Below are 24,360 nucleotides of genomic sequence, written 5' to 3' on the forward strand. Positions count from 1 at the left end.
GGTGAACTTTTGGTGTGACGCATAAACGGATGCCGTTTTGTAAAATGAAATTTTTGCCTCCAAAGGGAATGTATTTTTATTGAAATTTTCAGGAGTGTTCGCCGCCGCTGAAATGTTTACAATCTGTTAAATGTTTTCGGTTTGCTGTACTTTTTGGGGAAATCGGATTTTTTCTGTTTTCTACATTTGCACTATGATTTCTCCTGTGCGAAAAATGTTTGACGAGATAGCAAAAAGCTACGACTTTTTGAATCATACTTTGAGTTGCTTTCAAGATATTCTATGGCGCAAAGCGTGTTGTCGGGAACTCAAAAAAAGAGAAGCGGGTGGGCGGCTACTGGATTTGTGCGGTGGCACGGGAGATTTTGCTGTTGAATTTGAACGAATTGTTGGAAAGCCTTCGCTGGCGATTCTTGGCGATTTTTCTTTTGGGATGCTGGAATATTCTCGCGGGAAAAAAATGACGGCAAAGCCAATTCAACTCGATGCTATGCAGTTGCCTTTTTTAGACTCTTCTTTCGATGTGATTTTGAATGGTTTTGGAATGCGCAATTTGCCGGATGCGACAGGCGGTCTAGAGGAATCTTTTCGGGTGCTTTCTTCTGGCGGTTATCTCATGGTCTTGGAATTTTTTTCTCCTCGAAATTTTTTCAACAGGTTCTTTTATAAATGTCTTGCTCCGCTTTTCATTCCGCTTTTGGGCTCGATTTTTAGCGGGAAACGTTCCGCTTATGAATATCTTGTTCAATCGGTTTTGCGCTTTTTGCCCGTGGCGGATTTTGCGTCTTTAGCAGAAGCAAAAGGATTTCGCGTCGTCTCCATAAGGCCCTGCTTTTGGGGCGTGGCATTTCGCATTTTACTTCAAAAGGTGTAGAAATGAGTCGTTTTGTGCTAGGTGTTACGGGAGCTTCGGGTGCTATTTATGCCGCGAGAACTTTATGGCATTTGCAAAAAATGGGATATTCCGTGACGCTCATTCAAACGACTGCAGGAAAGACGGTAGCCAATTACGAAGGGATGTCCGAAGCGTTGAATCAAGCGGATGCCATTTTGAATATCGATGATTTTTTTGCGGGTTGTGCAAGCGGAAATTCTAACTTCGCCGGTATGGCGATAGTTCCTTGCAGTATGGGTTCTCTTGGAAAAATAGCGAACGGAATTGCGGACAATCTTTTGACTCGAACGGCGGATGTTTGTTTAAAGGAAAGGCGTCCGTTGGTTGTTGTGCCACGTGAAATGCCGTACAATTTGATTCACATTAAAAATATGGAACGTTTGACGCTGGCCGGTGCCGTGGTGATTCCGGCGAGCCCGCATTTCTATTCCCATGCGGCGACCATAGAAAATTTGGTCGATACGGTTGTCTCTAAAATTTTGCGACATCTGAATGTTCCCAATCAAATTGTTCCAGAATGGGGTTCTGCAAAATGAGCTTTTTTTCAAAGATAGTTGAGTATGGGCACTTGGTTCGCTTTAGCCATTCTCTTTTTGCGATGCCCTTTGCGCTGGGTTCCATGTGGGTTGCTGCGAACGGATTTCGAGAAATGTCGCCGGGTGAAGTTTTTCGGCTGGTGATTCTAATCGTCCTTTGCATGGTAACGGCTCGCAATACGTCCATGTCTTTTAATCGACTTGTCGATGCCAAAATGGATGCAGAAAATCCTCGAACGGCCAAGCGCCATTTGGTGACGGGAAAACTTTCCAAACGTTCCGTAGCGGGATTTGTTGCGGTGAATGCGATTCTTTTTTGCGCCTTGGCGTGGATGCTGAATCCGCTGGCGGGAATTTGCTCGTTGCCTGTGATAGCAGCACTTTGCTTTTATTCTTATTGGAAACGTTTTTCGTGGCTTTGTCATTGGTATTTGGGATTGGCGATTGGGATGAGTCCGCTAGGCGCTTGGATTGCCGTTCGCGGAGAATTTGCGGCGTTTCCGATTTTTTTGATGTTCATTTTGATGCTTTGGATGGGCGGTTTTGACATTATTTATGCGACGCAGGACGAAGAGATTGACCGCAAGATGGGACTCCATTCCGTTCCCGCCCGCTTCGGTCGTCGCAAGGCTTTGCAAATTGCGCTGGCGAGCCATCTGATGATGCTTGCGTTGAGTTTTGCCTTTGGACTTTATTGGAAAATGGGAATCGCCTGGTGGAGTGTTTTTGGGCTTATGGCCGCGGCGATTGCCTATATTCATTTGTTCCGAAGGTCCGATGATTTGGATGCGATGAATCGGGATTTTTTCTTGGCGAATGTCGGAATTAGTTTATTGGTGATGCTTGGACTTTTGGCGTGGATTTTTTTAGGAGGCGATGCGGATGCGTTACGATGATAAGTTGAAAGTTTGCCGAAGAACCGCAACATGGATTGCCGTGCTTTCGCTTGCCGATGTCTTGGGAATGGAGTGGGGAATGATCCCAAAAGAATCGGGAGATAGGGCTCTTACGGTTTTCATCGTTTTGCTTGCCGTGGCACTAGGGGTGAATTTTGTATTGAAATGGCGGGACAAGTAGCGAGATGTTTTTTAAATTAAAAACCAAACACGGAGGAATTCTTCAACTGGAGAAAACTTTGAAATGATGCGATATCAATGTTTCTTATTGTTTCTGTTGCTGAATTTACTTTTGGGGCATGCTAGTGCGGCGGAAAATAAGATTTTCTTGGCGAAAAATCCGTTGGAACAAAATGAAAAAACTTCCGTTGAATGGAATGGCGACAGCGTTCAAATTTACAACAATTTAATTGCTGACGAAAATTTGGAATCTCATTATGGTCCAAACGTAGCAGGCATGGTTATCGGTGGTCTTTTGGTGGGAGGCGGAACATTTTTCCTTGTTGGGGGAATATATGGAGTGTGCTATTCTTCAGACGAAGGTGGTTTGATGTCGCTCTTACGCACGTTGCAGGAGTACTTTTTTTAGCGGCTTCTATCCCTTTTCATTTAATCGGAATACCGCTTTTTTCATACAACACGTATAAATTTGCCGTTCGCAAAGGCCATGCGAATCGCCGTGACGAATACATTGATGCACTCAAGCGTTACAAGGAACGGCGTGAAAATTCCGTGCAATGGACAATCGTTCCTTCGGTGGATTTGGCAAATGCGGATTTGCTCGTGACGTTTTGAAATGAACTCCCTATCGCGCGCTACGCCAATTTCGAGAATCTTCAGTGATTTTTAACGATTACGAAAAGTTTGTCGAGAAAGTTTGCCACGCCATTTTATCGATATAGTGTCCAGTTAAATTTCCAAATCCCCGGTGTAGCGGGAAAGAATTTCTCCTGATCTCGTACAAAATAATAGGCTGCCGTCGTCGTTAATATCTAAAATTGTTCCTTCTATTGTGGTTTCGCCTTCGACGATGCGCGCTTTGTTGCCGATAAACTGGTCCATCTTTCGCCATTCTTCAATCCAGGGGCGAATTCCCTGAACACGCGTTGTTTCCAAAGCGGATTTTAAGTTTTGGAGAATTTCCTGGAGGAGAATTTCCCGATTGACTTTTTTCCCTAGAAGCAGCATAAGGCTGGTGACGGGGCGTTCGATTTCTTTGAAATCCATTTCGCTTGCATTGACGTCGATGCCAATACCGATATTCAATAGAGGCTTTCCGTTTTTATTTAGGAGTTCCGAAATCATGCCGCAAAATTTTTTTTTATCGCAGAGAATGTCGTTGGGCCATTTGACGCTAGCTTGGATGCCGATTTGACGAACCAGTTGAACAATGGAAATCGCTGTGATTTGCATCAGTTGCGGATATTCTTTTGGAGTAAATCCTTGTAGCGGATACAGGATGTTGAAATAGAGATTTTTCCCAGCGGGTGAAAGCCAGGTGCGCTCGTGTCTGCCACGTCCGTTCTGTTGAGAATCGGCGACGATGACATCGCCCGCGTTCAATTCGCGCAAATGGTCTTTTGTGTAGCGGTGCGTGCTGTTCAAAGAAGAAAAAAGTTTCGCCGGCTTGTCATGAAGACCTTGAATTTGCCAAGAGGAAAAAGGTTTTTCTGTAGAAAAGAAATCTTTCATATTGTAATAGTAGTTAATTGCGCTTGGAGGTTTGGAGGAGCCGGGAATGTTTTTTTACGCATCGATTTTTTTTGTAAATCTTTTACTTCTTGCGACTCGATTTGTGTTTTTGAACGGAAAATTTTTACTGAAAAAAGTAATTTTGCATTGATTTTTACCGTTTTGTGGCGACGGTATTTATTGGAGGTTTTATGGATTTATTGAAATTTTTAGATGAAGCGGTGACGCCGTATCATACGGTTTCGGCTATTTCGAAAGAACTTCTTCAAGCTGGATTTCAGGAATTGACAGAAACGGAAACGTGGAATTTGCAAAGGGGAAAATCTTATTTCGTAAATAGAGGTGCGGCCTTGTTTGCGTTCCGTATTCCTTCTGTATTATCTTCAGAAACGCGTTTTCGTTTGGCGGCCTCTCATACGGATTTTCCGACGATGAAAATCACTCCGAATCCGGATTTGGAAACTGCGGGCATTCACTTGCTGCATCCAGAAGTTTACGGAGGCGCACTGCTTTCCAGTTGGTTCGATCGGGATTTAGGCATTGCGGGAATGGTTGTAGTTCGAGAAGAAAATCGTTTGGTGCAAAAAAGAATTCGGATGAATGCTTTGTGCCGAATCCCGGAATTGGCTATCCATTTGAACCGAAATGTCAATGAAGAAGGCTTTCAAATCAATCCGCAGACGCAGTTGAACGTGTGCTTTTCTGCTGGAAAAACAAAAAATTTTATCTCCGCTTTAGAAGACTTTGTTGGCTCTCGTGTTGTGGATTTTGATTTGCAATTTTTTGATGCGCAGCCTGCGGCTTTAGGCGGTTTTCATCAAGAGTGGATTTATTCGGGGCGGTTGGATAATTTGCTTTCGTGCGATTCGATTTTATCTGGAATGGTTGAATCGGGAGAGCCGGAAAATGTTTGCGGAGCGTTGTTTTTGAATAGCGAAGAGGTGGGTTCGGAAACGCGGGATGGTGCTGCCGGGAATTTTGGGCTCGTTGTTTTGAATAGAATCGCAAATTCAATACAAATGAAGCAAGGAGAATTGTTTGGCATACTTTCGGATTCCTTGCTGTTTTCTTTAGACGTCGCTCATGCGACGCATCCCGCTTATGGAGACAAGATGGAACCGAATCATTCTCCGTTGATGGGTCAAGGCGTTGTGCTCAAGGAAAATGCCAAAAAGCGTTACGCCAGCGAAGCGATTGCTTGTGCGCAATGCAAAGCGCTTTGCGAAGACTTGCAAATGCCATACCAGATATTCGTTTCAAGGAATGATATGCCTTGCGGAAGTACGGTGGGCCCATGCCTTTCGGCGGCTTTGGGTATTCCGACGGTGGATTTGGGTGAAGCGATTTTGGGAATGCACAGCATTCGGGAAATGGGTTCGGTAATCGATCACAAACGAATGTGCCAATTGATGCAATCCTTTTTTAGAAAAAAGGCGATGCATTTAGGGAAAATGGAGTAGAGTGGAATGGCTTGCGTTTTTTGGTCATAACGACAAAGGGCGTTTTGTGTGACGATAAAATGTTTGTTTTGACTTTTTTGTAAAAAGGAAAGACTAAATTGTTCTAATTTGCGAAAAAAGCATAAATTTTACCCTCTTTTTGGAAAGAAAAGGGGGTGGCATGATTTTTGCAATGTTTATGGTGCGGAATAATTCAACCAAAGGATACGCTATGAGAAACAAAATCCTCCTCTGCCTTTCTACTTCGCTTGCAGCATCTTTTCTGTTTGCGCAGGACGCTAAAAGCGATGGCCCTAGTTTTGCCGTTTCGGGCTCTGTCGAGTTTGAAGCGAATACGCATTACAAGCAGGTGGATCCACGCGGCGAAATCGACAATAATGCCGAGGACGACAAATGGTTCCACGATTATTCATCGACTTTCGATCTGCTCTTTCAGGTGAAATTCAATGATAAGTGGTCTGCGGAAGCTGCCATCTCCGCTGATGATGACAATACAGCTCCAGGCTTTGCTTATGATGGTGCTTTTATCCAATACCAGCTCAACGACAAAATCGCCATTAAAGCGGGCGATATGACCTATTCGGAAGGGGCTTTTCGGTATTACGATTACGACGATCCGGGTGATGCTGCCGCCGGTATGATGGAACGCAGCATTCGCGGTATTGAAGTGGACGCTTACGGCTTGGTCGTTGGTTTGGGCTTTGGTACCGATGATGACGATTGCGATGCTTCGGATGCGGGCTGCACGACTTACGATGCGCACGTTGCTTACGAGTTGGCTTTGGGCGATCATACAATTCGTCCTTATGTGAATTACAAAAGTTATCAGGTGGAAAACGCCAATAGCTTGCGCGCTGGTGTGACGGCAAACCTGGTGTTTGGGACAATGGCAAATGTGCAGCTTGTTTACGGGCTTTATTCCGATGCGCTTTCCGAAGATTCTCCCAAGATGAGCCATGCGTTTACGGTGGAACCGGAAGTGAACTTGGGAAAATTTTCAATCAAGGGTACGGCTTACTATGCATTGCTGGACGATGATGATCCGACTCTTGTCGATGCTCCGGAATACATGTTTGCTTACGTGGAACCCCTCTTTGCCATCAACGATTTACTCTCTGTCGGCGTTCAAGGGGAATATCACACGATGACTTTGGATTCCGATGCGGAGCTGGCGCAGGCATTTATCGGCCCGAAGGCATATTTCTCTCCGGTGGAAAAACTTTCGATGGATGGATATTTCCGCGCTTGCATTCCATTAGGAGACGACTATGGCGATTCGGATGACGTTTATTTTGGTGCAGGCGCATCCGTGAGCTTTGAATTCTAAAACAAAGAAATCCCTTCCTATGGGTTCCGTCTCGCCGTTGGCTTTATGCAGGGCGGGGCGGTTTTCTATTTTTAAACCATGAAAATTATTTTTATGGGAACGCCGGTTTTTGCGGCTCATTTTTTAGAACATTTGCACAGTGGCTCGCATCAGGTTGTAGCCGTAGTAACACAGCCCGATCGTCCAGTAGGGCGTGGGCGAGTTATCACGCCGCCTCCGGTTAAAGAAAAAGCGCTGGCGTTGGGAATCCCGGTGCTGCAACCGGCTTCAGTGAAAGAGGACTCTTTTGCCGAGGAGCTTTTGCGCTATCAGGCGGATATTTTTGTTGTGGTTGCGTTTTCTATTTTGCCTAAACGCGTTTTGGGGTGCGCCAAATTTGGGGCGGTCAATGTTCATGGCAGTATGCTTCCCCAATATCGTGGTGCCGCTCCTGTGCAGTGGGCGATTGCGAATGGCGATAAAATGACTGGTGTAAGCATTTTTTTGTTGGACGAGAAAATGGATCACGGTCCCATTTTGGAACAGCGGAAAATTCCGATTGGCCCTTATGATACCGAAGAAGATATTTTGAATAAGATGGTCGCCCCCGGTTGCGAAGCGTTGGATTCCGCCCTGCAACGGATTTTTGAAGGAAAATGCGAATCGCTTTCGGAACAGGATCATGCAAACGCGTCCCCGGCTCCCAAGTTGAAAAAAGAGGATGGAAAAATTGATTTCTCGCAATCCGCACAACAGATTCACAATCGCATTCGCGCTTTTTTCCCTTGGCCGGGCGGGTTTTGCAAATTCAACGGCAAAATTGCCTATTTTCGCAAGACCGATGTGGTAAAAGATTTGGCGATTCCTCCGGGTTTTGTCCGCAATGAAAAAGATCGACTGTTGGTCGGGACAGGAAATGGAACACTCGAAGTGTTGGAAATTCAACTGGAAGGAAAACGTCCCATGCCAGCGGCAGATTTTCTTCGGGGAATACAAAATAAGAACCAGGAGAATCTGTGCTTCAAAACGATGGATTAAAAACGAGATTTTCCGCTTTTGGCGCTTTGGTGGATTGGCGAAAAACGGGAAAGCTCTTGCGGGAACATTCCCTTTCGCCATTTGCCAAGGAACTGGCTTTAGGTGTGTGTCGAAGGCATTTGCGGCTATTGCACGCTATTCGAAAATCGGTTCGACGGATGCCAGGTTTGGATGTGCAATGTGTGCTGGAAATGGGCATTTATCAGATGTTCTTTATGGATGTCCCCAATCGGGCGGTGATCGATTCCAGTGCGGAACTTGCTCGCCAGGCAAATCTTGGAGAAGGCTCTGTTAATTTGGTAAATGGGATTTTGCGCCGTTTGGATAGGGACGGACTTCCTTCGCTTCCTCCACAAAATGTTTTGCGTTTAAGCCTTGAATATTCGATGCCGGAATGGCTTGTGCGTAGGCTTTTGGATTATTGCGGTCCTGTTTATGCCGAAGAGTTTTCCAAAGAAACTGTGGAACGCCCTAGTCAATGGATGCGCGTGAATGTGCAGAAAATATCGGCAGAAGAATTGCAAAAACGATTGGCACTTTCGGGTCGCATTTATAAAAATCGATTCATTGAAATTCCGGAAGGAAATCCCCATTTAGGAGAATTATTGGCCAGCAAGGAATTTAAAGAAGGATTTTTTTCCATACAGAATCCGGCGGCACTTGAAGTGGTGAATTTGTTGCAAATACAAAATGGGATGAGCGTGTGGGATGCTTGTGCTGCTCCCGGTGGAAAAAGCGCATTGCTTGCAGAAATGTATCCCCATGCGGAAATTCTTGCGTCCGATATTTCGGCAGAACGTTTGTTGCCTATGCAGGATTTGCATTCCCGTCTTTCTCTGTCGAATATAAGTGTGCAAACTCTGGATGTAACTGCCCATTCTTTTTTTGAACGTTTTGATCGGATTTTACTCGACGTCCCTTGCAGCAATCTGGGCGTTCTTTCTCGCCGTCCGGAAGTCAAATACCGTTTGTCGCTAAAGGATGTTTTGGATTTGTCCAAAATACAATTCCATATTTTAGAAACGGCAGTTTCGGCGTTGAAGAAAAACGGCATTCTTGTTTATGCGACATGCAGCCCTGAACCTGTGGAAACCGATAAGGTTGTCAAAAAATTTTTGGAAGCGCATCCCGATTTTGAACAAGTTGGTTTGCCGGTTCGTATTTCAAAAAATGAATTTGGTTTGGATCGTTTTTTTGCGGCGGCGTTGCGAAAAAAATAACGATTGAGGAGAGTTTAATGCCGAAAATTTTACTGTTGGCTGTATTCGCTGCGTCAGTTCTTTTTGCCAAAGAGAATGTGCCGACCGAGGAATTTTCTCATGCCGCATTAGCGATGGAAGGTGGAGCTTTGTATTTGCTAGATGATGCGTCGCAAGGATTTGAAGATTCTTATTACGGTCTTTTGGAATTGGATTACAGTTTTTTCCGAAATTGGGTTGGCATCGTGCAATTCGGATATTCCTATTTGCCTACGAAAAGTGGCGTCTCTTATGACGGAACGCATATGGCGATTGGGCGTGTCGGTTTAGATTATCCGATTCCATTTATAAAACCCGTACTTGTTGGGGCGGGATTCAGTTGCATTTGGATGCGTGCAGAAGGTGGCGATCTTTCGAAGACGACTTTGGAAGACAACGAATCGGAATTCGGTTTTTTTGCCCGATTGAATTTGCCGATCATTTCGACGCAAAAATGGCGACTTGGTGCGAAGGTTTATTTTGAACGTTTGTGGACGGCTCCGGAAACTTCGGAAACGGTCTTGTTTGGTTTCTATATCCAGCGGCAAATTTGGTAGGAGTGAGCGTGAATTATCTGAATCATTTCAATAGGATTTTGCGAATACTGCTTTTGGCTGGTATTTGTGTATTTGCGGAAATCACGCCGGAAACGAAAGGAATGCAAGACACTCGTTTCGATGGAACCTTTTTGACGGCATCGCCGACATTTGTTTATGACCGCAATTCTCAAATGGGCGGAATTCATTCGGAAAGTGAAGAATGGACCCCATCAAAAATGCGATACAGAATGCTTGTCAATCGCCTTTCGGCAACGCCGTTGTGGGATGTGCAAGATCCTTCGGTGTGGCTTTCTGTGGGGAATGAAATTGGAGATATGATGTATCAGGATGCTCGCGTTGGCGGTTGGAATCAAGCCGCTCCGAATCGCACGCCGATGCAGGAAGTAGGATTTCGTTCCAAATCTTATGATGGCATTTGGACGACCGCCAGATATTTTCAAGTGGATCATTATTCGGTCAAATCTCGTGCGGAACGAGAAAGGATGGTCGGCACTACCAGCTATTCTTTATTTGGCGAAAATCTTCCGTTTTTTAGTACTATGTACGCAGGGCTTGGCTATTCCGCATCGTCTTTTGAAGTGTTGGCGTTGGCGGGGCACGAATATATTTGGGAAATGGGGGAAAGCGGACGCTGGATTCCTGTGGAGCTTAAGCCTCGCGCAGAAACCCGCTTTGACTCGCGTTATTTTCATGCGAATTTGGTCTTTGAAAATGGGGAATACACTCTTTTAAAAAATAAGACGGTTGGCAACCGGAAAGAAATCAGCGGCTCGGTAAAAATCGGGGAGGATTCTCTTTCGCAAAGTTTTCGCCTGTGGAATTTGGCGTTGGGAGCGGCATTCCGGGCTGTGGATGATAGCGGCGCGGTTCCTTTCGGAATCCGAGACGATTATGTTGTATTTCCATTTTTGGAAATTTCGTTGCGTCCGGCAAAACGCTTAACATTGGCGGGATTTATAGGAACCAGTGGACGGGAATTTGCTGGCAAGGACAGCGTAAATTTGGAACTTCCTGCATCGGCATGGGTAAGGACAAATGTCGGTTTTAAAAATCATGTCGCATCAACTTTGAATCCGTTGGGTGAAGATTACGAATATTATAATACCGATACCATTCATTTGCGAACGGACGGAGTGATGCAGTTGCACCGTTTGTATATGGATTTGCGCACTCGGGTGAATTTGTTTGAATTTGGTGTGAATGTGGCAGGTTGGATTGAAAAAGGGGCTGAGACATTTGGCATTGATGAAAAAGAACCACGAGGCGCAGGAAAAAATCCTTATGTTTATCGGACGGGCGATGTAGATAGAATAGATTCCTGGATTCGAGGCGTTTCCGGAGAAGCGCTGCTTGCGTATCGTTACGAAAAAATATTTTCTCTTTTGGCGCGTGCGGGGCTAGAACGCATTGATGGCGACGAAGAACGATTTGAAGTAAATCCGGCGGAAGAATGGGTTTCTATTGGTGCGGAATGGAATCTATGGGATTATTTTTGGATTCAACATTCTTGGTCGTATCGTTCGGATGCAAGGTGGAATCTGCGATCCGAGAATCCATTTGTTGTAAAAGGCAGCTGGTATTGGGACGCCTCTTTTACGCAGAATTTCCCTAAATACGGATTGTCATTATCGGCAACATTGGTTCATTCGCTGGGCAAAAATTTAGTTCAGGTTCCAAATGGCGGCGAAGATGTGACTCGATTCTTCTGTAATATCGTTAAAAAATTTTAGTCCACCTTTGAAAATCCATTTTCAAAAAATCGGCGTCATTAGAGTGGCTAGTTTTCTCAAGAAATGATTTATACGAATGCTCGGAAGACCGTCCTTTCTTGTTGTTCTACAAAGGCCTTCATTTTGGGAAGATTCTTTGAAGAAATTCTTTCCGTAGAAAATGCGATAATCAAAATAAGCTAAATTTAAAATATGAAGCAACTTTCTTCAGCGTGTCATCATTTGGCCCAAAATTTGTCTCCTCAGAATCTTCTTGGGCAAATATGGCGCTACGGAATTGCCGGGGGCTTGGCGTTTTTGGTGGATTTCGGATTATTTGCCTTTTGCCTCTACATTTTGAAATGGCATTATTTGATAGCGAATATTTTTGGACTGGCGGGCGGCCTTGTGGTAAATTATTTGGCAAGTGTCAGTTGGGTTTTTAGGGCGTGCAAACGGAATGTGGAAAAAAAATCGTTGGAATTTTCTCTGTTTGTCGTCATCGGCATTTTGGGTGTTGCGTTCAATCAATTTTTGATGTGGGCGTTTGTGGATTTTTTAAGTTTGATGCCGATGTTTGCGAAAGTCCTTGCTGCCGTTCTTGTACTTTTTTGGAATTTCGGTGCTCGCAAATTTTTTCTTTTTAGATCGTTAAAGGATTGATATGAAAACAGCGATTATTGTCGGTGCTGGACCTGCGGGGCTTACCGCTGCCTATGAACTTTTAAAAACGACGGATGTAAAACCAATTGTCTTAGAAGAAAATGATTTTGTCGGCGGAATTTCTCGAACGGCGGTTTACAAGGGAAATCGCATGGATATCGGCGGGCATCGTTTTTTCAGCAAAAGCGATACGGTGATGGACTGGTGGACAAATATCTTGCCGTTGCAGGGAGCGCCTAGTCGAGATGATCTTGCAATCGGTAGGAAAACTTCTTTGACAGAAAATGGCCCGGATCCCGAAAAAGACGACCGCGTGATGCTTGTGCGTTCTCGCCTTTCCCGCATTCTTTATACGCGAAAATTATTCGATTATCCGGTGACGCTCAATGTGGCGACAATTCGAAACTTGGGACTTTGTCGAATGTTCAAAATCGGCATGAGCTACATCAAAGTCTGCGTTCTTCCCAAGCGCAAAGAAAAATCGCTGGAAGATTTTATGATCAATCGTTTTGGCGTGGAACTTTACAAAACGTTTTTCCGGGATTATACGGAAAAAGTCTGGGGAATTCCTTGTCATGAAATTAGTGCGGATTGGGGAGCCCAGCGGATTAAAGGCCTTTCGATTGCCAAGACCCTTTTGCACGCTTTTAAAGCGATGCTTCCGAAAAAAACAAATTCTGTTCGCCAGAAAGATACCGAAACGAGTTTGATCGGGGAATTTTTATATCCGAAACTCGGTCCTGGAGAATTGTGGGAAGTCGTTGCCGATGAAATTCGGAAACTTGGCGGTGAAATCCGTTTTGGAGCGAAGGTCACAAAATTTGAACGGTCAGAAAATCGTATTTCGTCGGTGAAATTTACGGAAAACGGCGAAGAAAAAACGCTTGGTGCCGATTATTTTATGAGTACGATGCCGGTGAAAAATCTGGTCGGCGCGCTCTCCGGAGTTCCCGATTCGGTGCGGGAAATTGCAAATGGTCTTGTGTATCGGGATTTTATGACGGTGGGTTTGTTGCTGGATTCTTTGGATATCCCCAATCCGGCAAAGCCCGGAACGCCGGAATGTAAATTGAAATTTGTCGCTGACAATTGGATTTATGTGCAGGAGTCGGATGTGAAGCTGGGACGGATTCAAGTTTTCAACAATTGGAGTCCGTATTTGGTCTCGGATCCTTCGAAAGTTTGGATAGGCCTTGAATATTTTGTCAATGAAGGCGATTCGATGTGGAACAGCAAGGATTCGGATTTTATCGACTTTGCGATTTCGGAACTGGAAAAAATTCATGTCGCTAAAAAATCTTCCGTTCGGGATGCGGTGCTTTTTCGCGTTCCCAAAACCTATCCCGCTTATTTTGGAACGTATCAGCGATTTGGAGAAGTCCGTTCCTATTTGGACGCCTTGGAAAATTTGTTTTTGATGGGGCGGAACGGAATGCACAAATACAACAATATGGATCATAGCATGCTGACGGCGATGGAAGCAGTGAAGTGCATTCGGGAAAATTCGTCCGATAAATCTGCCATTTGGAATGTGAATACCGAAGAGGAATACCACGAAGGGAAAAAAGGATGAAAATCTTTCGTCTGAAAGAATTTTATTTCGCTTTGATCTGCATCGCTTGCGTCGTCTTTTTTCAAACGATAAAAGCGGAATTGAAAAATGTGGCGATTGTTATCGATGGTGCGGAGCAGTTTGTAGAATTTCCGTACAAAGAAATTTTCCAAAAAGGAGAACGATTCCGCTTTACCTTTGATGTGCGGCATCCTTTGAATCTGGATTACGAGTTGCATATTGTTCCGGACGATTGTGCGGAATGGATTGCTGTAAATGGTGAAAGATTCTCTTTGCACGATACGCCGGGGCATTGTGATTATGCTGGCGGATTTGTATTTTCATTGGATTCGATTTTGAAGGAAATTCCGGCGGACTCGACGCATTTAGAATTGGAAGTTCGCAATAATGGCGGTCTTGGAGGCTTGAATATTTCGGCGAAGACGACGAATTTTTGGGTAGAAGCTTCGCGTTTTTTGGCTCTATTCACTTTTGCGCTTTTGCTTTTTTGTTTATTGCGACGTTTGAAAATCGGGTTCGTTTGTTCTCTGCTTTTATGCTTGGGCGTAGTCCTTCGCATTTATTTTGCTTCGCAAACGCCGTATTCCCGTTTTGCGTATGATGTCGATGCCCATGTGGATTATATTCGCTATGTGGCGGAGAATTTTAGCGTCCCAGATAATGAAGAATGTTGGGCGTGCTACCATCCACCAGTGTATTATCTTTTGATGGCTCCGGTTTGGAAAATGGCGGAATGTCTGCGCTTTTCGCCTCCTCGGATGATTCAATTTGCCGATTTATTTTTGTCGGCATTTACGCTGCTGTTTGGATTTTTGGCGTTGAAAAGATTGCTTTCGGGAAAGGCTCTCGCGTTGGGAACTCTTTTGTGGGTTTTCTGGCCGGGCTTGGTTTTGTGCGCCCCGCGAATTGGAAATGATCAGCTCTTTTTTCTGTGGCATGCGATTTGCCTGTGGGGATCGCTTTGTTATGTGACAGGAAAAGAGGATGGTCGGGCTAAGTTTATCGGCTTTGCTGCAGTCGCTGCGTTTTTGGCTTTTTGGACAAAGACAACGGGCATTGTGAGTGTTGGAACCGTAGTGCTTTCTTTTGTGTTGGGATATGCGAATCGTCGCCGCTTGCGTCCGAAATTTGGAGAATGGTCGGCCCTTGCTGCCATTTTTATTTGGGCTTTGACGGTTATCGTTTTTAAAGTCTTTGGAAATGCTTCTTTGGTTGATAACGCGCATTCGTTGAATTCCGCTTTGCGTGTGGGAAATTTGCCGGGAAATTATCTGTTCTTTGATTTGCGGGATTTTTTGATGAATGCATTTGTCAGCGCTTGGAACGATGCGGGCGGCAGACAGTATTTTTGGAATTACGCGATAAAGACGTCGCTATTTGGAGAATTTTCGTGGACAAATCTTGCTTTTGGTCAAGGGCTTGCCGTGATAGTCAGCGTATCGGCTTTGGGCATTTTGCTTTACAGTATTCGCGGAATTTGGAAAACCAAATGGAATTTGCCGCTGTTCATTATGCTTGTTTCGGGATTGGCGTTTACTGCGGCACTGTTGTTCTTGCGGATAAAAATTCCGTTTTCGTGTAGCAACGATTTCCGCTACATCATGCCGGTATTGCTTTCGGTTATCTCGTTTTTTGTGGTGGGCGTTTCGCTTCCGGATACCTCTCGGCGTTGGAAAATTTTGGGAGTGCTTTTGGCTATTGTTTTTGCCGTTTCATCGGTGGCTCTGTTTTTGGTGATTTAGCAATACGGATTTGAATTTGCTACATTTGCGGCCATGCTCCGACAAACTATTTCAAGAACTGTTTTAGACAACGGTATCACGGTTCTTTCGGATTTAATGCCGGGAACATATTCGGCGATGGTTGGTGCCTGGATTCCCCGAGGCTCCCGCCATGAAACAGAAGAGATCAATGGGCTTTCGCATTTTTATGAACATCTGGTTTTTAAAGGAACCGAAAAACGTTCTTCATTGGAAATCGCACACCTTTTAGAAGATCGCGGCGGTAATTTAGAAGCTTATACGACTCGGCAGGAAACGGGATTCTATGCGCAGGTGATTCGGGAAGATTTGCCGCTTGCCGTAGATGTCATTGCGGATATGCTGATGAGTCCCCGCTTTGATGAAAAGGAAATGGAAAAAGAGCGCAAAGTCATCATTGAAGAAATTCACAGCTATGATGACATTGCCGAAGAATGCGTCGGGGATTTGTTCAACAAAATCCATTATCGCGGTTGCGGGCTTTCGTTTCCGATTGCGGGCACGGTGAAAAGCGTTCGGGGCTTGACTAGCGAAGGGCTTTGGGAATACGAACGCCAGGTTCTAGAAGATTTGCCGATTGTGGTTTGCGCCGTGGGAAAAATCGACCACCGGGAATTAGTGGATTTGGTCGGGCGTTTTTTTGAAAAGAAAAAATCGGCGAAAAGGCCGTTTGCTAATAGCTATTCGGCAAATGCCCAGCGCAAAACCCTTTTTAAAAAAGAGCTGAGCCAGTCGAATTTATTTTGGGGAACGAGTTTTGAAAAATCGTTTTTTCAAATGGATTTTATTCGGGCTCTTGGCATTTTCAATGTGGCGTTTGGTGCCGATATGGGTTCGCGTTTGTTTCAAAAAATCCGCGAAGACCGTGGGCTTGCCTACAGCGTGTATTCGATGACCGATGTCTATACGGATACTCTTGGTTGGGGAGTTTCTTTGGCGACGGCACCGGACAAGACCGAAGAAGCCTTGGAAATCGCCGCTCGAGAATTTCAAAAATTTTTGAATGACGGATTTGAAAAAGGGGAATTGGAGCGGACAAAAATGAATATCATCGGCGGACTTCGGATTGGCGCGGACAGTGCAGAAAAACGATTGATGCGCATGGCGGATCAAATGATGCATTTGGGGAAAATTTTCTCCATTAACGAGACCGAAGCGCAGGTGAAAAATTTTTCGGAAGAATATCTGGTGGAACTATTGCGCGGGGCTTTTAAGAATGCTCCTTTTGCAACGGCAATGGTCAAACCAAAATAAAAGAGGTGACAATGGATATAGCGGCTCCTGTAGGCATTTTGGGTTTTGGAATCGAAGGCAAAAGTACTTTGCGCTATCTGGTGCGCAAGGGAATCCGCGAAATTGTCGTGATGGATAAAAATCCAGTGGAACTGCCGGAACTTCCCGCAGACGTTCATGTGAAAATTTTCAGCGGAGAAAAGTACATGGACGGTTTGAAAAACGCGGTGACGGTTGTGCGATCCGCGGGAGTCTATCCGCTTCAAAAAGAAATTTTCCACTTTCAGATGAACGGCGGTGCTTTAACAAGTCAGATAGAAATTTTTTTGAAAGAAACCAAATCCCGGTCGGTTGTCGGCGTTACGGGAACTCTTGGCAAGGGAAGTACGGTCAGTATGATTCGCCATGCTCTCAACGCTTGCGGAATACCGTCCGAAATAGGCGGCAATTTTGGCGTGCCTGCATTGGATCTGCTGGAAAACGAAACGCCCGATCGCATATCGATTTTGGAGCTTTCATCCTTTCAGCTGATGACTTTGCCCGTTTCGCCGCATGTTGCGGTAGTGCTTCGGGTTTCGACGGAACATTTGGATTGGCACAAATCCGTGGAAGAATACCGGGATGCCAAAGCGAATCTGGTGCGCTGGCAAAAACGCGGGGATTTTTGCGTTTACATTCGGGATGCGGAACCTTCTGCGGCAATCGCTCGTGAATCCGGAGCGCAGAAGTTGTGCTATGGTTCTCGAGATGCGGATGCCGTATTCTCTTCGGATTCGTTGAAGATCGATGGCTGTACGTTAAAATTGGCGGACTGCAAAAAAATCGGATCGTTCCAGCTTGAAAATATGGCGGCGGCTCTGCTGGCGGTAAAAGCGCTTGGAGCCGATGTACCGACGGCGTTGCAGTCGTTGAAAAATTATGAATCTTTGAAATTCCGCATGGAATTTAAAGGCGAAAAAAAAGGAATCGTTTTTTACAACGATTCTTATGCGACCCGACCCGACGCGACGATGGCTGCCGTCAAAAGCATGAACCGTCCTTTCGCATTGATTTTGGGAGGCTCCGAAAAGAACGCGGATTTCTCGGAACTGGCTCGGACTCTTGCTGGAATACAAAATTTAAAACGCATTGCGCTTATCGGAGCGACTGCCGAACGGATGCAGGACGCTTTGCGTCAAGTGGAAACATCTGTGCCGATGAAAATTTTCTCAGGGCTTGATGAAGCATTTGCAGATGCGTGTTCGGTAGGGAATGGCGGAGCGGTTTTGCTGTCTCCGGCGTGCGCAAGCTTTGGCCTTTTCAAAAATTACAAGGCCCGTGGTGAAGCTTTCGACAAACTGGTGGATGCGTTTTAAGGCGAGGATTTTTTCTGGCGAATTTCCTGTTTTGCTTTTTGCACCATTTCTAAAAACTGCGGCTCGGCGCAGAGACGGGCGAAAGCGGCGCTGGCGGCAAGTCTAGCGGCATCGACATCGCTCTGGTAATGGAATCCGGCTATCACACGGCTTTGTCCCATTTCGTATCCCATTTTCAGAATTTCGTTTTGATGTGCGGGATCCAGCATCACAAAGAGGAGTGCCACGGCCCAGGCTCTTGTCGTATGCCCGGACGGGTACGAAGTAAAATCCGTTGGCGATTCTTCGCTTGGAACGGATGTCGGCTCCTTAAAATCCTGATAGGGTCTGTGCCTCGCGTAGGTCTTTTTAGTTTCTTTAATGGTCGCTTTTGTCGCTTTGGAAACACTGCGGACAAGGCTTGCTGTGATGGGGTAATCGTTTTCGTTTAAAGGGATGCCGATGGCGGAGCCAAAAAATTTCAGCAGGGAGGCGGGCTTGCCGTTGGCGTGCTGGATGGCGGAATCCCCGCGGGGAGAATTTCGTTGCGCTTTTCCTTGCAAATACCGGACGCTGTCCGCGGAATAGGAAAGGCTTCCTTTTTCTGGTGGCGGCGGTAAAAAAGAAATGGCTTTGGGCATATCCTCTGGTTTGACGAAGTGGATTTTTTCTTTCGCAAAACCGAGTGTTACGAGGGCTGTCGCGCTGATGCAGAAAAGGATGGGAAAAAATTTCATTCTGAGTTCCTGTTTTTCACAATATATTTTTTAACGTGCGGAACGGCGTGTGGAAAAACTGACGTTTTTTGTTAAAAAGAACAATTTTGCATTTTTTTTGAGGGATAATGGGTTGAAAGTTCTCCATTTTGTTTAAATTTGAACCAATTTAAGTTTTCAAGAAATGGAAAAGTAAATGATTTCGGTTTCGATGAATAAATTTACTCTTGCGTCTTCCTGTTCGGCAGGATTTTCCGCCCTTCCCATTTCTAAATCGAATTGTTTTTGGAACGCTGAATCTTTTGGTTCGGCGTTTTTTTTATGGATTTAACTCATGGAGAATTTTATGAAACTTCAAGGTATCGACAAAGTCCTTATTATTGGTTCCGGCCCGATTGTGATCGGTCAAGCTTGCGAATTTGACTATTCGGGAACGCAGGCGTGCAAAGCCCTTCGCGAAAATGGGTATAAAATCGTTCTGGTGAACTCCAACCCGGCGACCATCATGACAGACCCGGTGATGGCGGATGCGACTTATATCGAACCGTTGAATGTGCATCGCTTGGAGCAAATTATCGCGAAAGAACGTCCAGATGCCCTTCTCCCGAACCTCGGGGGACAGACCGGTTTGAATCTCGCTTGTGAACTGAGCAAGGCGGGAGTTCTCGACAAATACGGAGTGAAGGTCATCGGTGTGAACCTCGACGCTATCGAACGCGGCGAAGACCGTGAAATCTTCAAGGAAACCATGCAGAAGCTCGGCATCGACACCCCGCGTTCCGGCATTTGCCACTCTGTGGAAGAAGCCGAAAAGATCGTTGCAGAAATCGGCTACCCGGTGGTGGTTCGCCCGGCATACACCATGGGCGGTGCAGGCGGCGGTTTCTGCTACAACGTGGAAGAACTCCGCACCATCTGCTCCAACGGTCTTGAACTTTCCATGACCCACCAGTGCCTCATCGAAGAATCCATCCTCGGCTGGGAAGAACTCGAAGTTGAAGTCGTTCGCGATTCCAAGAACCAGATGATAGCCATCTGCTTCATCGAAAACATCGACCCGGTGGGAGTGCACACGGGCGACTCCTTCTGCGCTGCTCCCTTCCTCACCATTGACAAGGCCCTCGAAGAACGCTTGAAACGCGATGCCTTCAAAATTGTGGAAAGCATTGGCGTGATTGGCGGAACGAACGTGCAATTCGCTCACGACCCGAAGAGCGGCCGCGTGGTGATTATTGAAATCAATCCCCGTACCAGCCGTTCTTCGGCACTGGCTTCCAAGGCGACGGGATTTCCGATTGCGCTCATTTCGGCGAAGCTTGCTGCCGGCATGACCCTGGATCAGATTCCTTATTGGCGCGACGGAAGTCTTGAAAAATATACACCGTCCGGCGATTATGTTGTGCTGAAATTTGCTCGCTGGGCATTTGAAAAATTCCGCGGCGTAGAAGATTCCCTCGGCACGCAAATGAAAGCGGTGGGCGAAGTCATGGCCATTGGCAAGACGTACAAGGAAACGCTTCAAAAGGCGATTCGCGGCCTTGAAAACGGTCGTGCGGGCTTAGGCTTTGCCAAGGATTTCAACAAGAAGAGCAAGGAAGAACTCCTTGAAATGATGAAGACACCGAGTTCCGAACGCCACTTCCAGATGTACGAAGCGATTCGCAAAGGGGCGACCGACGAAGAAATTTTTGCGGTCACTTTTGAAAAGGCTTACTTTGTACAGCAGATGCGGGAACTCGTGGAACTCGAAGAAGAAATGCTCAAGACGCCGGGCCAAATGCCTGCCGATGCACTTCTCGTTCAGGCCAAGAAGGATGGCTTCAGCGATAAGTACATCGCCAAGATTCTCGGCATCCGCGAAAAGGATGTGCGCAAGAAGCGTATCGAACTTGGCGTTGTTGAAGGTTGGTGTGCTGTGCCGGTCAGCGGCGTAGAAAACCAGTTCTACTACTACAGCACCTACAATGCTAAGGACGAATCAACCGCTACCACGAACCCGAAGAAGATTATGATTTTGGGCGGTGGCCCGAACAGAATCGGCCAGGGAATCGAATTCGACTACTGCTGCTGCCACGCGGCAATGGCCCTAAAACAAATGGGTTACGAAACCATCATGGTGAACTGCAACCCGGAAACCGTTTCCACCGACTATGACACCTCCGACAAGCTGTACTTTGAACCCGTTTGCCTTGAAGATGTTTTGCAGATTTACCAAAAGGAAAAGCCGGCTGGTGTCATCGTGCAGTTCGGTGGCCAGACTCCGCTGAACATCGCCCGCGCCCTCTCCGACGAAGGCGTGAAGATTCTCGGCACGAGCATCGACTCCATCGACATCGCCGAAGACCGCGACCTGTTCCGCAAGATGATGGATAATCTGAACATCCCGATGCCGGAAAGCGGCATGGCCACGAACATCGACGAAGCCCTCGCTTGCGTCAAGCAGATTGGCGGCTACCCGATTATGATTCGCCCCAGCTTTGTTCTTGGCGGTCGCGGCATGGAAGTCATCTACGACGAAAATATGCTCCGCGAGTATGTGGCAAAGGCCGTGGGCGTGACTCCGGATCGCCCGCTTCTTGTGGACAGATTCTTGCATAATGCGCTCGAATGCGAAGCTGACGCTTTAAGCGACGGTGAACACGTTTACATTCCCGCTGTTATGGAACACGTGGAACTTGCCGGTGTCCACTCCGGTGACTCCGCCTGCATCATCCCGCCGGTCACGATTACCAAGGAAAACCTTGCCACCATCAAGGATTACACGCGCAAGATCGCTAAAGCCCTCCACGTGTGCGGCCTCATGAACATGCAGTACGCTATCGAAGACGGCAAGGTGTTCGTCCTCGAAGCCAACCCGCGCGCTTCCCGTACCGTGCCTCTGGTCTCCAAGGTTTGTAACACGCAGATGGCCCGCCTCGCAACGCGCCTCATGCTCGGCGAAAAGCTTGAAGACCTGAAGCTCAAGGACAAGAAGTTCAACCACCACGGCGCCAAGGAAGCTGTGTTCCCCTTCGACAAGTTCCCGAAGGTGGACCCGGTTCTCGGCCCCGAAATGCGTTCCACTGGCGAAGTGCTCGGCCTCTCCGACGACTACGCCCTCGCTTACTACAAGAGCCAGGAAGCCGCCGGTTCCTTCCTCCCGAACGAAGGTGCCGTGCTTATCAGCCTCTCCGACAAGGTTAACTTGTCTGAACAGGCCATCGAAATCGGCAAGGAATTCCAGAAGCTCGGCTTCAAGATTTACGCCACCGAAGGAACCGCCAAGTTCTACGAGAAGGCCGGTGTCAAGTGCGAAGTGGTGAACAAGATTGCCGAAGGCCGCCCGAACGTCCTCGACATCATCCTGAACAAGCAGGTGAACCTCGTCATCAACACGCCGTGGGCAAAGCGCGACGCCATCAAGGACGAAAGCGCTATCCGCAAGGCCGCCATCAAGTACAAGGTGCCTTACATCACGACGCTTGCCGGTGCCTACAACACCGTGAAGGGCATCGCCGCTGCAAGGAACGGACATGGTGCTGTGAAGAGCCTCCAGGAATACCACGCGAGCATCGAAGAGGTGTAACGCCTAAAGTGTCATGCCGGCCCCTGTGCCGGCATCGCCATTACAAGCGTGTCAAAAAGCATTAAAGACCGTAGCAATAAAATGCTGCGGCCTTTTTTGTGTATATAGGGGAAAGTCTTCCCCTGGTTCGCACTCCGTTGCTCTCCACCCCTTCTAACGGGCGCTCAGTCGCCGCACCCGCAACGCCCGGGCTTGCCCCGCCCACCCGCCCTAAAAACAAAAAGACCATTGCTTTGGATGCAATGGTTTAATGGTGTCTCAAGTGAACTTACAGAATGAAATAGTTACTTGTTGCGAATTGTTGGTTTTGTTTTTCGTGCCAGCGGATGTTCAATGTGGCATAAATCTAAAAGCTCAGAAAGGTTTATGTTTAATGCGTTCGCAATCTCAATCAGTGTGATGAGACGAGGATTTCTTGAACCGTTTATTGCTCTTGTGATTGTTGATTTGGTTAGATTGTTCTCGTAGGCGAACTTTTCTATAGTAGCGTAACCCGCATCCTGTATTTTCTGTCGGATGTTTTCTCGAATGTGCGCGATGGTCACTTCGGGGTCTAGCATAATTACTAAAGCTAGCGATTTGGTATATGCCGTTAGTTGCCGTATGGCAACCATTCTTGAAGCTGTATATTGAATTGTCTGTATTTTACCTCGGTCTGGCAGTTGCCGTTTGGCTTCAAAAAAGTAAGGAAAAACGCAAATTTCTGTAAAATTGAAGTTGCCGTATGGCAACCATGAACTTATATTACGTGTGTTGGTTGCCATTTGGCGTCCTTAACGGTGAGGTATTATATGAAAGACAAGAATATCGCATTAATCCTTTCAATCATTTTTGGAGGGTTTGGTATAGATAGGTTCTATTTAGGGTATCCTTTAATAGGACTTGTCAAATTGGAGACTTTGGGATGCTTTGGCATACTATGGATTGCTGATATTATTTGCATTGCTTTGGGTAGACTAAAACCCAAAAATGGTGAATATAGTGCTGAATCTATTCAATCCTGTTCTAACGGTGCGAAAAACATGCTTAAAGGCTTCGCGTCTATGGCGGCAGATAAGGCGGCAGAGCAGGGAAATTCTATGGGTGCATATCTGACAGGACGTGTTGAAAAAGCTGTTGACGACAGCTTTGAAAAAAAAGATGTTTAAACGGTTTGCTTTTGCCTTTGCAAAATCATGTGTTTTTTATGGTATTGAACAATAATTTCAAAGGAGGTTTCTTATATGGCTGAAAGAAGATGTGCGCGTTGTGGTCGTATTGGAGCCGTGATGGGAGTCAATCTTTGCCCGGATTGCCTCCGAGTTGAAGCGATGAATAAGCAAAATGAGATTGAACGTCAACGCTTGCAACAGGAACAAAAGGCGCGTGAAGAACAAGCTCGTCGCGAACGTGAACGTGATGAACACGAACGGAAATATAGAGAAGAACAAAGTCGTCGTGAACATGAACGTGAAGAACAAGACCGAAAGTTTCGCGAAGAGCAATTAAGGCAAGAACGTGAAGACCGTCAGCGTCAGTTAGAAGCTGAAAATAGAATGCAGGAACAACGACTCCAAATAGAACGCGAACGTATGGAGGCTGAACAACGACGTTACGAAGAAGAAAAACGTGAACGAGAGAGGAAAGAACAACAAGAAAGATGGGAAAGAGAACGCCAAGAGCAGGCAAAGGCTTGGGCGGAGCGTTGTGAATATCTTGATAATCTATCTGATGAAGATATGAAAGATTATTTTGAAATTTATTCAAATAGTGATGAACGTGAATATTTAAAACAACGCTATAGAAAAAGTGTGTCTCCAGAGGATTATTTGGAGTTGATTAAGGATGAAGATAAATATGTAATGAAAAAGCGAATTCGGCGTTATATAGTCCTCCCTTAAAATCTCGTCCAACCCGCATAACTATTGGGGAAAACTGATTTCTACCCTGTGAAAATATTGCAAGGATTTCTAAAATATGACTGAAAACCTTGCATTTTTTATGTACAGACCGCCAAAATCCCACGCCCAGACAAGCCTTTTCTGCTCCCTTGAGGAACAGTTGAACCACAAGCACCCCCTCTACGTTCTCGCGAACAAGATTGACTGGAACAAGTTCGAGACCGAGTTTTCCAAATTGTTCGACGAAAAGATGGGTGCGCCAAACAAGCCGATCCGTCTCATGACCGGGCTCATCATCCTGAAGCA

General features: G+C 46.2%; 22 protein-coding genes and 1 pseudogene. 20 read left to right on the forward strand and 3 right to left on the reverse strand.

Features of this window, described 5'->3' with window-relative positions; all coding sequences use genetic code 11:
- Positions 1–193: 193 nt before the first annotated feature.
- From B5D40_RS04820 to B5D40_RS04840, 5 genes are all read left to right on the forward strand, one after another.
- Positions 194–874, forward strand: coding sequence for a ubiquinone/menaquinone biosynthesis methyltransferase (locus B5D40_RS04820; protein WP_078775986.1), 681 nt, complete (start codon positions 194–196; stop codon positions 872–874).
- A 2-nt stretch (positions 875–876) separates the two neighbouring features.
- Complete coding sequence (locus B5D40_RS04825; protein WP_078775987.1) at positions 877–1,431, forward strand: UbiX family flavin prenyltransferase; 555 nt, start codon at positions 877–879, stop codon at positions 1,429–1,431.
- A complete protein-coding gene (locus tag B5D40_RS04830) occupies positions 1,428–2,327 on the forward strand; it encodes a 4-hydroxybenzoate octaprenyltransferase (protein WP_078775988.1) in 900 nt (299 codons plus the stop codon). The genes B5D40_RS04825 and B5D40_RS04830 overlap by 4 nt, the downstream gene beginning before the upstream one ends.
- Positions 2,314–2,508, forward strand: coding sequence for a hypothetical protein (locus tag B5D40_RS04835; protein ID WP_073304977.1), 195 nt, complete (start codon positions 2,314–2,316; stop codon positions 2,506–2,508). The genes B5D40_RS04830 and B5D40_RS04835 overlap by 14 nt, the downstream gene beginning before the upstream one ends.
- 63 nt (positions 2,509–2,571) lie before the next feature.
- The gene (locus B5D40_RS04840; RefSeq protein WP_143394439.1) at positions 2,572–2,916 is read left to right on the forward strand and encodes a hypothetical protein; all 345 of its coding nucleotides are present in this window, start codon (positions 2,572–2,574) and stop codon (positions 2,914–2,916) included.
- A 320-nt stretch (positions 2,917–3,236) separates the two neighbouring features.
- Here B5D40_RS04840 and B5D40_RS04845 read toward each other — a convergent pair whose 3' ends face one another.
- Positions 3,237–4,019 carry a biotin--[acetyl-CoA-carboxylase] ligase gene (locus B5D40_RS04845; RefSeq protein ID WP_078775990.1) on the reverse strand — a complete coding sequence of 261 codons (783 nt, stop codon included), beginning with the start codon at positions 4,017–4,019 and terminating at the stop codon, positions 3,237–3,239.
- Positions 4,020–4,210: 191 nt separating this feature from the next.
- Here B5D40_RS04845 and B5D40_RS04850 point away from each other — a divergent pair, with 191 nt between their 5' ends.
- From B5D40_RS04850 to murD, 11 genes are all read left to right on the forward strand, one after another.
- Entirely contained in the window at positions 4,211–5,479 is a 1,269-nt protein-coding gene (locus B5D40_RS04850) for a M18 family aminopeptidase (protein ID WP_078776005.1), read from the forward strand.
- Between the two features lie 211 nt (positions 5,480–5,690).
- A complete protein-coding gene (locus B5D40_RS04855) occupies positions 5,691–6,806 on the forward strand; it encodes a hypothetical protein (RefSeq protein WP_143394437.1) in 1,116 nt (371 codons plus the stop codon).
- Positions 6,807–6,884: 78 nt separating this feature from the next.
- Positions 6,885–7,823 carry a methionyl-tRNA formyltransferase gene (fmt, locus tag B5D40_RS04860; protein ID WP_078775992.1) on the forward strand — a complete coding sequence of 313 codons (939 nt, stop codon included), beginning with the start codon at positions 6,885–6,887 and terminating at the stop codon, positions 7,821–7,823.
- On the forward strand, positions 7,802–9,043 hold the full coding sequence (locus tag B5D40_RS04865; RefSeq protein WP_078775993.1) for a transcription antitermination factor NusB: 1,242 nt from the start codon (positions 7,802–7,804) through the stop codon (positions 9,041–9,043). Before fmt ends, B5D40_RS04865 begins: the two co-directional genes overlap by 22 nt.
- A 17-nt stretch (positions 9,044–9,060) precedes the next feature.
- Positions 9,061–9,618, forward strand: coding sequence for a hypothetical protein (locus B5D40_RS04870; protein ID WP_143159449.1), 558 nt, complete (start codon positions 9,061–9,063; stop codon positions 9,616–9,618).
- 8 nt (positions 9,619–9,626) lie between these two features.
- Complete coding sequence (locus B5D40_RS04875) at positions 9,627–11,351, forward strand: hypothetical protein (protein WP_143394436.1); 1,725 nt, start codon at positions 9,627–9,629, stop codon at positions 11,349–11,351.
- A 192-nt stretch (positions 11,352–11,543) separates the two neighbouring features.
- Entirely contained in the window at positions 11,544–11,993 is a 450-nt protein-coding gene (locus B5D40_RS04880) for a GtrA family protein (RefSeq protein WP_078775996.1), read from the forward strand.
- 1 nt (position 11,994) lies between these two features.
- Complete coding sequence (locus tag B5D40_RS04885; protein ID WP_078775997.1) at positions 11,995–13,566, forward strand: NAD(P)/FAD-dependent oxidoreductase; 1,572 nt, start codon at positions 11,995–11,997, stop codon at positions 13,564–13,566.
- Positions 13,563–15,308: a hypothetical protein gene (locus tag B5D40_RS04890; protein ID WP_078775998.1), complete on the forward strand. Its 1,746-nt coding sequence runs from the start codon at positions 13,563–13,565 to the stop codon at positions 15,306–15,308. The genes B5D40_RS04885 and B5D40_RS04890 overlap by 4 nt, the downstream gene beginning before the upstream one ends.
- A 33-nt stretch (positions 15,309–15,341) precedes the next feature.
- Positions 15,342–16,580, forward strand: a complete 1,239-nt coding sequence (locus B5D40_RS04895) for a M16 family metallopeptidase (RefSeq protein ID WP_078775999.1) — start codon at positions 15,342–15,344, stop codon at positions 16,578–16,580.
- A gap of 11 nt (positions 16,581–16,591) precedes the next feature.
- On the forward strand, positions 16,592–17,914 hold the full coding sequence (gene murD / locus B5D40_RS04900; protein ID WP_078776006.1) for a UDP-N-acetylmuramoyl-L-alanine--D-glutamate ligase: 1,323 nt from the start codon (positions 16,592–16,594) through the stop codon (positions 17,912–17,914).
- Here murD and B5D40_RS04905 read toward each other — a convergent pair.
- Positions 17,911–18,630: a phosphatase PAP2 family protein gene (locus B5D40_RS04905; RefSeq protein WP_078776000.1), complete on the reverse strand. Its 720-nt coding sequence runs from the start codon at positions 18,628–18,630 to the stop codon at positions 17,911–17,913. The genes murD and B5D40_RS04905 overlap by 4 nt on opposite strands.
- A 325-nt stretch (positions 18,631–18,955) precedes the next feature.
- On the opposite strand from B5D40_RS04905, the gene carB reads away from it, so the two are divergent.
- Positions 18,956–22,174: a carbamoyl-phosphate synthase large subunit gene (gene carB / locus B5D40_RS04910; RefSeq protein WP_078776007.1), complete on the forward strand. Its 3,219-nt coding sequence runs from the start codon at positions 18,956–18,958 to the stop codon at positions 22,172–22,174.
- Between the two features lie 284 nt (positions 22,175–22,458).
- Here carB and B5D40_RS04915 read toward each other — a convergent pair whose 3' ends face one another.
- Entirely contained in the window at positions 22,459–22,938 is a 480-nt protein-coding gene (locus B5D40_RS04915) for a helix-turn-helix domain-containing protein (RefSeq protein ID WP_078776001.1), read from the reverse strand.
- Positions 22,939–22,965: 27 nt separating this feature from the next.
- Here B5D40_RS04915 and B5D40_RS04920 point away from each other — a divergent pair, with 27 nt between their 5' ends.
- The 3 genes and pseudogenes from B5D40_RS04920 to B5D40_RS04930 all read left to right on the forward strand — a co-directional run.
- Positions 22,966–23,322, forward strand: coding sequence for a TM2 domain-containing protein (locus tag B5D40_RS04920; RefSeq protein WP_078776002.1), 357 nt, complete (start codon positions 22,966–22,968; stop codon positions 23,320–23,322).
- 75 nt (positions 23,323–23,397) lie between these two features.
- Positions 23,398–24,054 (forward strand): hypothetical protein, encoded by a 657-nt coding sequence (locus B5D40_RS04925; protein ID WP_143394435.1) that lies wholly within the window; start codon positions 23,398–23,400, stop codon positions 24,052–24,054.
- A 100-nt stretch (positions 24,055–24,154) separates the two neighbouring features.
- A pseudogene (locus B5D40_RS04930) lies at positions 24,155–24,360 on the forward strand (IS5/IS1182 family transposase); the annotation flags it as partial.

Origin of the sequence: Fibrobacter intestinalis, from assembly GCF_900167415.1 — a bacterium.
Taxonomy (GTDB): domain Bacteria; phylum Fibrobacterota; class Fibrobacteria; order Fibrobacterales; family Fibrobacteraceae; genus Hallerella; species Hallerella intestinalis.